The organism is Nostoc sp. DedSLP03, from assembly GCF_034530815.1.
Classification (GTDB): Bacteria; Cyanobacteriota; Cyanobacteriia; order Cyanobacteriales; family Nostocaceae; genus Nostoc.
Genome location: NZ_JAVRCK010000011.1, coordinates 1 through 13,551, shown reverse-complemented (window position 1 = coordinate 13,551; position 13,551 = coordinate 1). Strand labels below are relative to the sequence as shown.

Below are 13,551 nucleotides of genomic sequence, written 5' to 3'. Positions count from 1 at the left end.
TTATGGCCTCAAAAAGATTTTGCTTGCGCCATAATAATAGAGGAAGGAGCATAAAACTTCTCATCTTGATTTTCCATACTGTTATGGCTTGCCCATCCTCAAAATCTCTACAAGCGGATGCTCTCCACGCATTACTAACCTTACCAACCTAAATTGAGCTAGACTTTTGCACAACATCGGTTTAGTGTGTATTGAACCTATTCAAAATCGTTAAACAAAAATTGCCTTGTGAGTATAATCCAGCAAAATAAAGTGATTCTGATTCAAAATCGACAAGGTGCGGATCGTTCCCTCAGTCTTAGGATATCTAAGATATCACTAAGAGTATTAACAGTGGGGTGGATTTAAAACACACTGTGTAGAGCGGCGTCAGCGAATTAACGCGCTTTTTGGAGGGGAAGTGAAGAAAGTAAATCAAGTTCAGGAATATTTTAACTGGATATTCTTTTTGAAATGGGCATTGGGAAGCCAGTGCGTTGAGTGGCTTTGGCGACTTGTACCGCTTCGAGGAAATAAGCTACGCATAGCGTCTGCGACTAAACAAGCAACTGGCGTCATTCGGTATGAGATGCAGGAGGAAAAGAATTTCAGCAAGTTTTCCCCCGATCCCATAGTACTGAGTGCCCATTACTTAGTGCCTATTAGGGGTGATTGCTTCCTTGTCAAAATTGCTCATTCCAGCCAGATTTAATCGCTGCGGTCTACACCTAATAAATCACAAGTGTGTAAGAAAAAGTTCCCAAACAACTACTAAGGACATTGGCTAGCAGTGGGAAGCGTTAAACAGCAGTGTCCAAGGGAAAATTGTACCAGGTTGACAAAGGAAGAGGCATGACTAAAGAAACATATATGGAACCCGCCTTTCTGTTACCCGACTTGATTGAAATCCAGCGCTCAAGCTTTCGCTGGTTTTTAGAAGAAGGGCTGATAGAAGAACTGAATTCCTTTAGTCCTATTACAGATTATACGGGTAAATTAGAACTGCACTTTTTGGGTCATAACTACAAACTCAAGGAGCCAAAGTACAGCGTCGAAGAAGCCAAACGGCGGGATAGTACTTATGCTGTCCAAATGTATGTTCCCACACGGTTGATTAATAAGGAAACCGGGGAAATCAAAGAGCAAGAGGTATTCATTGGTGATTTGCCTTTGATGACCGATCGCGGCACGTTTATTATTAACGGAGCCGAGCGGGTAATTGTCAACCAAATAGTGCGATCGCCAGGTGTCTATTACAAATCAGAAATAGACAAAAACGGTCGACGTACTTATTCTGCCAGTCTCATTCCCAACCGAGGAGCATGGCTGAAATTTGAAACAGACCGTAACGATTTGGTGTGGGTACGTATTGACAAAACCCGCAAATTGAGCGCCCAGGTACTCCTAAAAGCTTTAGGTTTATCAGACAACGAAATTTTCGATGCCTTACGCCACCCCGAATATTTCCAAAAGACCATTGAAAAAGAAGGGCAATTTTCTGAAGAAGAAGCCTTAATGGAGTTATATCGCAAACTCCGTCCTGGTGAACCACCCACAGTCTTAGGCGGACAACAACTTTTAGACTCCCGTTTCTTTGACCCGAAACGTTATGACCTTGGTCGCGTTGGACGGTATAAGCTGAACAAAAAATTGCGCCTTTCTGTCCCAGATACCATGCGCGTGCTAACTCCTGGCGATATTTTGGCAGCTGTAGATTACCTGATCAACCTTGAGTATGACATTGGTAATATAGATGACATCGACCACTTAGGTAATCGGCGGGTGAGAAGCGTTGGGGAATTGCTACAAAACCAAGTAAGAGTAGGCTTAAACCGCCTAGAGAGAATCATTCGGGAGCGGATGACGGTATCCGATGCTGAAGTGCTAACTCCCGCTTCCTTGGTAAACCCCAAACCATTGGTAGCAGCAATTAAAGAATTCTTTGGTTCCAGCCAGTTAAGTCAGTTCATGGATCAAACCAATCCTCTGGCAGAACTGACCCACAAACGCCGTTTGAGTGCCCTTGGCCCTGGTGGTTTAACCCGCGAACGCGCTGGCTTTGCCGTGCGAGATATACATCCTAGTCACTATGGACGCATTTGCCCCATTGAGACACCAGAAGGGCCAAACGCCGGATTGATTGGCTCCTTGGCAACCCATGCGCGGGTTAACCTGTACGGGTTCCTCGAAACACCATTTAGACCTGTAGAAAATGGGCGAGTTAGATTCGATCTACCTCCAGCCTACATGACAGCCGATGAAGAAGACGACCTACGGGTTGCTCCTGGAGACATTCCTGTAGATGAAACGGGGCACATTATTGGGCCACAAGTGCCAGTCCGGTATCGCCAAGAATTTTCCACCACAACACCAGAACAAGTGGACTACGTAGCAGTATCTCCCGTACAGATTGTGTCGGTAGCAACCAGCATGATTCCTTTCTTGGAGCATGATGACGCTAACCGAGCGCTGATGGGATCGAACATGCAACGGCAAGCAGTTCCCCTACTCAAACCAGAGCGTCCTTTGGTCGGTACTGGTTTGGAAGCCCAAGGAGCAAGAGACTCTGGGATGGTGATTGTATCGCGCACCGATGGCGATGTCACTTATGTAGATGCTACAGAAATTCGCGTCCGTCCGAAACCTAACACCCCCGAAATTAAATACGTCCTTTCCAAGTACCAACGTTCCAACCAAGACACCTGTTTAAACCAAAAACCTCTCGTCCGCATTGGGGAAAAAGTAGTCGCAGGTCAGGTATTGGCTGATGGCTCCTCCACCGAAGGCGGTGAATTGGCGCTAGGACAAAATATCGTCGTTGCCTATATGCCTTGGGAAGGGTACAACTACGAAGATGCAATTTTAATCTCTGAAAGACTGGTGCAAGATGATGTCTACACCTCAATTCACATTGAAAAATATGAAATTGAAGCTAGACAAACCAAACTCGGGCCAGAAGAAATTACCAGAGAAATTCCCAACGTCGGGGAAGATGCCTTGCGTCAGTTGGACGAACAAGGAATCATTCGCATTGGGGCATGGGTAGAAGCTGGTGATATCTTGGTAGGAAAAGTTACACCAAAAGGTGAATCTGACCAACCGCCAGAAGAAAAACTCTTACGTGCCATCTTTGGTGAGAAAGCACGGGATGTGCGAGACAATTCCCTGCGAGTACCAAACGGTGAAAAAGGCCGCGTAGTTGATGTGCGCTTGTTTACTCGCGAACAAGGTGATGAACTGCCGCCAGGAGCCAATATGGTAGTCCGGGTGTATGTTGCGCAAAAACGCAAAATCCAAGTTGGCGATAAAATGGCAGGACGCCACGGTAATAAAGGGATTATTTCTCGGATATTACCAGCAGAAGATATGCCTTATTTGCCCGATGGAACACCTGTGGACATTGTACTCAACCCCTTGGGCGTACCCAGTCGGATGAACGTTGGACAAGTATTTGAGTGCCTGTTGGGTTGGGCTGGTCAGACTTTGGGAGTGCGTTTTAAGATTACTCCCTTTGACGAAATGTACGGGGAAGAGTCATCTCGCCGAATTGTGCATGGCAAATTGCAAGAAGCACGAGACGAAACAGGCAAAGACTGGGTATATAACCCAGATAATCCAGGCAAAATCATGGTGTATGACGGTCGTACAGGCGAACCCTTTGACCGAGCAATTACCATCGGTGTGGCTTACATGCTGAAACTGGTGCATTTGGTGGATGATAAGATCCACGCCCGTTCCACAGGCCCATACTCACTAGTGACTCAGCAACCCTTGGGTGGTAAAGCACAACAAGGTGGTCAAAGATTTGGAGAAATGGAAGTGTGGGCATTAGAAGCCTTTGGGGCAGCTTACACCTTACAGGAATTGCTCACAGTGAAATCTGACGATATGCAAGGACGGAATGAAGCGTTAAATGCGATCGTTAAAGGTAAGGCAATTCCTCGACCTGGAACTCCAGAATCCTTTAAAGTGCTAATGCGCGAGTTGCAATCATTGGGATTAGACATTGCCGTACACAAGGTAGAAACTCAAGCAGACGGCAGTTCCCTAGATGTGGAAGTCGATTTAATGGCAGATCAATCAGCCCGTCGCACACCTCCTCGACCAACTTATGAATCTCTTTCTCGCGAATCGCTAGAAGATGACGAATAATCAATAGTCATTAGTCCTTAGTTCTTTGTCATTAGCAAAAGACTAAGGACTAATGATCAATGACCAATGACTAATGACTAAATATGAGACCTGCCCAAACTAATCAGTTTGACTACGTAAAAATCGGCTTGGCTTCCCCTGAACGCATTCGTCAGTGGGGCGAGAGAACATTGCCCAATGGTCAAGTAGTCGGTGAAGTTACCAAACCAGAGACGATTAACTACCGAACTCTCAAGCCAGAGATGGATGGCTTATTTTGTGAGCGCATTTTTGGCCCCGCGAAAGATTGGGAATGCCATTGTGGCAAGTATAAAAGAGTCCGTCATAGGGGTATTGTCTGTGAGCGCTGTGGAGTAGAAGTCACCGAGTCACGCGTGCGTCGCCACCGCATGGGCTATATTAAACTCGCCGCACCAGTAGCTCACGTGTGGTATCTCAAAGGCATTCCTAGCTATATTTCCATCCTGTTAGATATGCCCTTGCGGGATGTCGAGCAGATTGTTTATTTCAACTCTTATGTTGTCCTGAGTCCAGGGAATGCCGAAACTCTAACTTACAAACAACTACTGAGTGAAGATCAGTGGTTAGAAATAGAAGACCAAATTTATAGCGAAGATTCTGTACTGCAAGGCGTAGAGGTAGGTATTGGTGCTGAAGCGCTGTTGCGCTTGCTTGCCGATATCAATTTGGAACAAGAAGCTGAAAGCCTACGCGAAGAAATTGGCAACGCCAAAGGACAAAAAAGAGCCAAGTTAATTAAGCGACTGCGGGTAATTGACAACTTCATCGCCACTGGTTCAAAACCAGAGTGGATGGTAATGGCAGTTATTCCCGTGATTCCCCCCGACTTGCGCCCAATGGTGCAGCTAGATGGCGGCCGGTTTGCCACCAGCGATTTAAATGATTTATATCGGCGAGTAATTAACCGTAATAATCGTTTAGCACGCTTGCAAGAAATTTTAGCACCTGAGATTATTGTGAGGAACGAAAAGCGGATGCTGCAAGAAGCAGTGGATGCTTTGATTGACAATGGTCGTCGGGGACGCACTGTGGTCGGGGCAAATAACCGACCCCTAAAATCTTTGTCCGACATTATTGAGGGTAAGCAAGGACGTTTCCGACAAAACTTGTTAGGTAAACGAGTTGATTACTCTGGACGTTCGGTTATTGTGGTCGGGCCAAAGCTGAAAATTCACCAGTGCGGTTTGCCAAGAGAAATGGCAATTGAGCTATTTCAACCATTTGTGATTAACCGCCTGATTCGTAGCGGGATGGTAAATAACATCAAAGCTGCGAAAAAGCTGATATCCCGCAACGATCCCAGTGTTTGGGATGTCTTAGAAGAGGTGATTGAAGGACATCCTGTGATGCTAAACAGGGCGCCAACATTGCACCGTTTGGGGATTCAGTCTTTTGAACCAATTTTAGTAGAAGGTAGAGCGATTCAACTTCATCCTCTCGTCTGTCCAGCCTTTAACGCCGATTTTGACGGCGACCAAATGGCGGTACACGTCCCACTATCGTTAGAAAGTCAGGCTGAAGCGCGGTTATTGATGTTGGCTTCTAATAATATTTTGTCACCAGCCACAGGTAAACCGATCATCACGCCTAGCCAAGACATGGTTTTAGGGGCGTATTACTTAACAGCAGAAAATCCCGGTGCAACAAAAGGCGCAGGAAAGTACTTTTCTTCACTAGAGGATGTAATTATGGCTTTCCAGCAGGAGCAAGTTGACTTGCACGCCTATATATATGTGCGATTTGACGGTGAAATAGAATCAGACCAACCGGATACAGAACCCGTAAAAGTGACGGAAAACGAAGATGGTACCCGCACACTACTCTATAAGTTCCGTCGAGTCAGACAAGACGCTAAAGGCAATGTAATTTCTCAGTATATATATACCACTCCCGGTCGCGTTATTTACAATAATGCTATTCAGGAAGCACTAGCAAGTTAATTCGTAATCTCTAATTCGTAATTCGTAATTATTGAAGAATTAATTACGAATTACGAACTACGAATTACGAATTATTAATTATTGATGACTCAGGACTAATGACTAATGAATAACGAAAAAATGATTTTTCGCAATCGGGTGGTTGATAAAGGTCAACTGAGAAATTTAATTTCTTGGGCCTTTACATATTATGGTACGGCGCGAACCGCAGTAATGGCGGACAAACTAAAAGATTTAGGATTTCGCTACGCTACCAAAGCAGGGGTTTCCATCAGTGTAGATGACTTAATGGTGCCACCAACTAAGCGATTGCTCTTAGAAGCAGCCGAAGAAGAAATTCGTGCCACTGAAACTCGTTACCAACGGGGAGAAATCACAGAAGTAGAACGTTTCCAAAAGGTAATCGATACTTGGAATGGTACTAGTGAAGCTTTGAAAGATGAAGTAGTAGTTCACTTCAAGAAGACTAATCCCTTAAACTCCGTATACATGATGGCATTCTCTGGGGCACGGGGTAACATCTCTCAAGTGCGGCAGTTGGTGGGGATGCGGGGATTGATGGCAGATCCCCAAGGGGAAATTATCGATTTGCCCATTAAAACTAACTTCCGTGAAGGACTCACAGTGACGGAATACATTATTTCGTCTTACGGTGCCAGAAAAGGATTGGTGGATACTGCCTTGCGGACGGCTGACTCTGGTTATTTAACGCGCCGATTGGTGGACGTATCCCAGGATGTAATTATTCGGGAATTTGACTGCGGCACCACTAGAGGTCTTGCGATTCAACCAATGACAGAAGGGGCCAAAACTTTGATTCCTCTAGCAACCCGCTTGATGGGACGGGTAATTGGTGAAGATGTGGTGCATCCGGTAACAAAAGAAGTGATTGCAGCACGTAATACCCCAATTTCTGAGGATTTGGCCAAGAAAATTGAAAAATCTGGGGTGAGAGAAGTTGTGGTACGATCGCCCTTAACTTGTGAAGCCGCACGTTCCGTCTGTCAACACTGCTACGGCTGGAGTTTGGCACACGCCAAGATGGTAGATTTGGGTGAAGCTGTGGGGATTATTGCCGCTCAAAGTATCGGCGAACCTGGTACTCAGTTAACCATGCGGACATTCCACACTGGTGGGGTGTTTACTGGAGAAGTAGCGCAACAAGTTCGTTCTAAAATCGATGGGACTGTTAAGCTTCCCCGCAAACTGAAGACCAGAACATATCGTACCCGCCACGGGGAAGATGCCCTTTATATTGAGGCTAATGGCATCATGCTTTTGGAACCAACAAAAGTAGGTGATGTTACCCCAGATAACCAAGAGGTTCACCTTACCCAAGGTTCAACACTATATGTATTTGATGGAAATAAGGTAAAACAAGGTCAGTTGTTGGCAGAGGTTGCCCTTGGTGGACGCACAACTCGGACTAATACAGAAAAAGCAGTTAAAGATGTAGCCTCTGACTTAGCAGGGGAAGTGCAATTTGCCGAAGTTGTTCCAGAACAAAAAACCGATCGTCAAGGCAATACCACAACCACAGCCGCACGCGGTGGCTTGATTTGGATTTTGTCTGGGGAAGTTTACAACTTGCCGCCTGGTGCAGAATTGGTGGTCAAAAATGGTGATGCGATCGCTTCTAATGGAGTTTTAGCAGAAACTAAGTTAACCAGTTTGCATGGCGGTGTGGTGCGCTTGCCAGAAGCTACCCCAGGTAAGAGTACTAGGGAAATTGAAATTATCACCGCTTCTGTGGTCTTAGACCAAGCAACGGTGACAGTCCAAAGTTCCCAAGGGCGTAATAACTACTTAGTTTCCACTGGTAACAACCAAGTATTTAACCTCAGAGCTACACCAGGTACAAAAGTGCAAAATGGTCAAGTAGTAGCTGAGTTAATCGACGATCGTTATCGCACAACCACTGGTGGATTCCTGAAATTTGCAGGTGTCGAAGTCCAGAAAAAAGGCAAAGCCAAGCTGGGTTATGAAGTCGTGCAGGGCGGTACACTGTTGTGGATTCCCGAAGAAAGCCACGAAGTTAATAAAGATATCTCCTTACTGTTAGTGGAAGACGGTCAGTTTGTCGAAGCTGGCACCGAAGTAGTAAAAGATATCTTCTGCCAAAACAGTGGTGTGATAGAAGTGACCCAGAAAAACGACATCCTGCGAGAAGTGGTGGTGAAACCAGGGGAACTACTGATGGTGGACGATCCCGAATCAGTTATCGGGCGAGATAACACCTTCATCCAACCAGGTGAAGAATTCCAAGGCAATGTCGCTACGGAATTGCGTTACATCCAGTATGTAGAGACACCAGAAGGACCCGCCCTGTTGAGCCGTCCAGTAGTTGAGTTTGCCGTCCCTGATAATCCAGATGTGCCATCAACTACATCGGTAAGTCAACAGACCGGGCGATCGATTCAATTAAGAGCGGTGCAGCGACTACCTTATAAAGATTCAGAACGCGTCAAATCTGTTGAAGGTGTGGAACTGCTGCGAACTCAGCTAGTACTGGAAATTGAGCAAGAAGGGGAACAAGATCATAATGCTTCGCCCTTAGCAGCAGATATTGAATTAGTAGAGGATACCGAAGACCCAGAAGTTCAACGTTTACAACTAGTGATTTTGGAATCCTTGGTAATTCGTCGAGACATTACCGCCGATGCCACCCAAGGTAGTACCCAGACGACACTTGAGGTACACGATGGGTTAACCATCGCTCCAGGTTCTGTAGTCGCACGTACCCAAATCTTGTGTAAAGAAGGCGGGGAAGTACGAGGTGTTCAAAAAGGAACCGAAAACGTGCGTCGCTGTTTGGTGTTGCGTGACGCTGACAGGCTTCCGATTAATACTAGTACTCAGCCAAAGGTAAAAGTGGGTGACTTGCTAGTAGAAGGTACAGAAGTTGCTCCTGGAGTTTTTGCCCCAGAATCAGGACAAGTAGTGGACGTTAAAAAGTTAGGAGTTAAGAGTGAGGAGTTAGGAGTTAATTCCGAAACTCCTAACTCCTCACTTCAAACTCAGAACTACGTTGTTACTACCCGTATCGGTCGCCCTTATCGAGTCAGCCCTGGTGCTGTGTTGCAGATAGAAGACGGTGATTTGGTACAACGGGGTGATAACTTGGTGTTGCTAGTGTTTGAACGCGCCAAAACCGGAGATATCATTCAAGGTTTGCCTCGGATTGAGGAATTACTTGAAGCTCGTAAACCCAAAGAAGCGTGCATCTTATGTCGGCGGGGCGGAGAAGTTAAGGTGGTTTACGGTGACGGTGATGAAGCGATCGCCATCAAGGTTGTAGAATCAAATGGCGTGGTGACAGATTATCCTCTGGGACCCGGACAAAATTTGATTGTGCCAGATGGCTCGACAGTATTAGCAGGACAACCGTTGACTGATGGCCCATCCAATCCCCATGAAATTTTGGAAATCTTCTTTAGCTTGGGTTCTGAAGATGGAATTTATGCTTGTGCTAGCCTTGCTTTACAGAAAGTACAAACCTTCTTAGTGAATGAAGTGCAAATGGTGTACCAATCTCAAGGGATTGATATTTCCGATAAGCACATTGAAGTAATTGTTCGCCAGATGACCAACAAAGTCAGGATTGATGATGGTGGTGACACCACAATGCTTCCTGGCGAATTGGTAGAACTGCGCCAAGTCGAGCAGGTGAACGAAGCTATGGCAATTACAGGGGGTGCTAGGGCACAGTACACTCCAGTATTATTGGGGATCACCAAAGCATCGTTGAACACTGATAGCTTTATTTCCGCCGCGTCCTTCCAAGAGACAACACGGGTACTCACCGAAGCAGCTATCGAAGGCAAATCTGACTGGCTGCGCGGATTAAAAGAAAACGTGATTATCGGGCGATTGATTCCGGCTGGTACTGGATATAATACCTATGAAGAACCAGGAGCGATCGATGACTATGCTGCTGAAATTACCAGCAGTGTGTTAGATGAAGTTGACGATCCCCTAGATATGGTTTTAGACGATCGCACAGCTCGCAACTATAATTTAGATTCTCCTACTCTTGGAGAATCTGGCTTTGGCAGCAGACGTGCAGAAAGGTCAATTCTAGATGAAGAAGACGAATTAATTGCTGACGAAGTAGTAGACGACGACGATTACGAGGAAGAAGAGGAAGACGACGAAGATGATTTCGACGACGAATAGAGATTTGAAATTTCGCGTCTAAAAGGTAAAAGGTAATATCGAGTTTGCTCAATTACCAATAATCAAATTACCTCACCTATGCTAGCGCACTCCTTACCAAGGGGCGCGCTAGTTCCAGTTTTACCCCTAACGAGCAAGTCGTCGTATTCAATTAAAAGAAGCAATCGCAATCAATAGACTGAAATTTTCTGTTTCACAGAGTCTAGTCATTTACATTGCTTAAAATCTTGTATTTAGTCCTCTTGAGAAGACTTTAGCTATTAGCTTGAGAATTTCTTTCCAACCAGGATAACAACGAACTGAATAATTGAAAAGATGTTAGGAATCATAACCCTAGAAAAAGAGGAGATTAAGCATTAGCTGTTATTTTGAATTTCATCTAACTTAGCACGCACTGCTTGGATATCCTGCCACATCAACCATTTTGGCGCACCTCTTTCTTTAGAAGGATTACGCAGCAAGTAAGAAGGATGAAATATTGGCATACATAAACGCCCTTCCCACTCCAACCACTGGCCGCGAATTTTCGTAATTCCCCGCTTATCACCAGTGATTCCTTTGACAGCAGTTGCACCCGTTAACAGAATTATTTTGGGGTCAACTAAGCGAATTTGTTCTAGTAAGTAGGGTAAACAAGCCGTCACTTCTACAGGAGTGGGAACTCTATTATCTGGTGGGCGACATTTATTGATATTGGCAATATATACATCATGCTCAGTAGTCAGATTCACCGATGCCAAAATTTTCTCTAGCAATTGTCCCGATCTGCCTACAAATGGTAAACCCGTTTCATCTTCATTTTGACCTGGCGCTTCTCCCACAACCATAATTGGTGCTTTGAGATTGCCGCGTCCGACAACAGCATGAGTGCGAGTGTCTCCCAACGCACAACGGTGGCAGCGATCGCAATCCTGTGTCAATTCCGTTATATCAGAATAAGTTCCGGGAGCGATCGGAATTTTTGCGTCTGTAGGAATCAGTTCTCGTTGATTAAAAGTTGAGTCGTCGAAGAGGCTGAGTTGGGTTTCGCTGCTCATGAAAATCAGGATTTTGGCATCAGCGCCAGCTGTTATATCTGAGTTAAATAGCCTTTTGGTTGCATATTTATCAGAACAGTAAACTTTTGCTGAATACTTAATTAATTATACAAATCTTATTGTATCAGTTAATTTGAGACAAAATTCAGTCATGATAAAAGCAGTGCCGTCTTAAAATGCTGGGGGAAACCATGTCACATACCCCACTTTTCGCCGATCGTACCCATGCAGGTGAGTTATTGGCGCAAGTAATTCATGATGTTTTGACTCAGCAAACTATTGATTCTGGGGTAAAGCCTGTACCAATTGTTTATGCTTTGCCAAGAGGAGGTGTACCAGTAGCAGCACCAATAGCACGTCTTTTAGATTGTCCGTTGACAATTGTTGTCGCAAAAAAGATTAGCCATCCAGAAAACCCAGAATTAGCAATTGGTGCAGTGACTACTTCTGGAAATGTTCTTTGGGCCGATCAAAAGCTATTTCGCTCCAAACATGATGCGCGGTGGCGAGAAATAGCTTTAAATAAAGCGATAAACCTTGCTAAATCTCTTGAGGCTCAATTAATTCCTACTTGTCCGCAAGTAAATGCAGAGAATGCTACGTTGATCTTAATTGATGATGGTATTGCTACAGGTATGACAATAGCGGTAGCAGCAACTGCTATGAGAGCGCTTTCTCCAGCAGCAGTTTGGCTATGTACTCCAGTAGCGCCACAAAAATTGCTACCTTGGTTAGAACAGTGGGGCGATCGCACAATCATATTGGAAACACCCGAACCCTTCTGGAGTGTGAGTAATTTTTACGCAGAATTTCCCCAAGTAGATACATTAGAAGTTCTCGTATATCTCCAACAACAAAAGACAATCGGGTGAATCGATCTGTGCGAGTAATTTTGAATTGTTTCCAGTCTTGCTTTTTAACTATTTGAAGATGTTCCCTGCTGATATTGCATAGCTTTGGCATAATCACCCAAGGCGTAGCAAGCGACTTTCAGACTGGCAAGAGCTTGTTCTTCACTGCGACGATCTTTGATATTTCTAGCTAACAGCAAACGTTCTTCATAATACGTAATTGCTTTATTATAGTCACCCAAAGCTTCACAAGCAACTCCTAAACTACTCAAAGACTGTTCCTCACTACGCTTGTCTTGAATTTCTTTGGCTAATTGCAATCGATCTTGATAATACTTAATCGCTTTGGTATAATCACCTAAAGCATAACAAGCATTGCCCAGATTCTTCAGCACCTGAGAAGCACTGCGAACATTTTTTAAGGAGCGTGATAGTACTACACATTGCTCATAATAGGCGATAGCTTTTGGGTAATTGTTCAAAGCATACCAAGCATTACCCAAATTTTTGAGTACCTGTTCTTCGCCCCAATGATCTTTGAGTTCCCGCACAATTTCTAGACTTTGCTGTTGATACTCAATAGCCTGTGTAAAATTACCTAAAGCTTTATACACCAATCCCAAATTATTGAGTGCCGCGACTTGACTGCGTTTGTCTTGCAACTGTTGCGTTATTTTCAAACATTTTTCTAGAAACTCAATAGCCTTTTTATGATCGTTCAAATGACGGTATGCATTTCCTAAATGGGAAAGTGCTTGCATCTGCAATGCTAAATCTGAGGTGTTATTAAGCAAAGACAGACACTGTTGGGAGTAAGAGATAGCACCTTTGTAGTCTCCAGCACTGTAAGTTACCAATCCTAAAAAAGAAAGTACCTGTGCCTGTTTTTCTAAATCGCCAACTGTTTGAAACAACCCCAAGGATTGTTGTAAAGACTTCATAGCCGTTATTAATTCACCACCTTGTTGCTGTTGAATTCCTTGCCTTAGTAGCTTGGACGCTTCTGACAAATGGTCATCACTTTCTTGTAAAGGTATTATTTCTGCTTGTGAACCAGAGTCAAATTCATGAGTAATTGTATTACGCTTCACTGGTTTTAGGTATGTTATGGGTAATTGCAAGGGAACTGTATTTTTCGATCTGGTTATTCCATTCGCCTTTAGACATCAACTTCTTCCTGTGAAGTCTGGTGCTAAATCTAGTGTTCCCAAAACCAGGGCGCATCTTTCATCAGTCCGCTTTACCACAGCATAAGTTTAGGACAGGTAAGAGTTTATATAGCGATCGCTAACTAAGACTTTTATATTTATGCTCGTGAAGAGTAATAACTATATAGCAATCTTAGGTGATTTTTTAAAAAGAAATTACCAGCTAAAGTGGTCGAATCAAGATATC

6 protein-coding genes and 1 pseudogene are annotated in these 13,551 nt (G+C 44.4%); 5 read left to right on the top strand and 2 right to left on the bottom strand.

Annotation, left to right across the window (positions count from 1 at the left end):
* Positions 1-400 precede the first annotated feature (400 nt).
* The 4 genes from RM368_RS07500 (at position 401) to RM368_RS07485 (ending at position 10,268) form a co-directional block, all read left to right on the top strand.
* Complete coding sequence (locus tag RM368_RS07500; protein WP_322693497.1) at positions 401-691, top strand: hypothetical protein; 291 nt, start codon at positions 401-403, stop codon at positions 689-691.
* 140 nt (positions 692-831) lie between these two features.
* Positions 832-4,131 carry a DNA-directed RNA polymerase subunit beta gene (rpoB, locus tag RM368_RS07495; RefSeq protein WP_322693496.1) on the top strand — a complete coding sequence of 1,100 codons (3,300 nt, stop codon included), beginning with the start codon at positions 832-834 and terminating at the stop codon, positions 4,129-4,131.
* A gap of 83 nt (positions 4,132-4,214) precedes the next feature.
* Positions 4,215-6,092 carry a DNA-directed RNA polymerase subunit gamma gene (locus RM368_RS07490; RefSeq protein ID WP_322693495.1) on the top strand — a complete coding sequence of 626 codons (1,878 nt, stop codon included), beginning with the start codon at positions 4,215-4,217 and terminating at the stop codon, positions 6,090-6,092.
* A 105-nt stretch (positions 6,093-6,197) separates the two neighbouring features.
* Positions 6,198-10,268, top strand: a complete 4,071-nt coding sequence (locus RM368_RS07485; RefSeq protein ID WP_322693494.1) for a DNA-directed RNA polymerase subunit beta'' — start codon at positions 6,198-6,200, stop codon at positions 10,266-10,268.
* A gap of 356 nt (positions 10,269-10,624) precedes the next feature.
* Here RM368_RS07485 and RM368_RS07480 read toward each other — a convergent pair whose 3' ends face one another.
* Positions 10,625-11,305, bottom strand: a complete 681-nt coding sequence (locus RM368_RS07480) for a uracil-DNA glycosylase (RefSeq protein ID WP_322693493.1) — start codon at positions 11,303-11,305, stop codon at positions 10,625-10,627.
* Between the two features lie 191 nt (positions 11,306-11,496).
* Between RM368_RS07480 and RM368_RS07475 the strand changes: the two genes are divergently transcribed.
* Positions 11,497-12,177 carry a phosphoribosyltransferase gene (locus tag RM368_RS07475; protein WP_322693492.1) on the top strand — a complete coding sequence of 227 codons (681 nt, stop codon included), beginning with the start codon at positions 11,497-11,499 and terminating at the stop codon, positions 12,175-12,177.
* Between the two features lie 44 nt (positions 12,178-12,221).
* Here the strand turns inward: RM368_RS07475 and RM368_RS07470 are convergent.
* Positions 12,222-13,323, bottom strand: a pseudogene (locus RM368_RS07470) (tetratricopeptide repeat protein).
* Positions 13,324-13,551 lie beyond the last annotated feature (228 nt).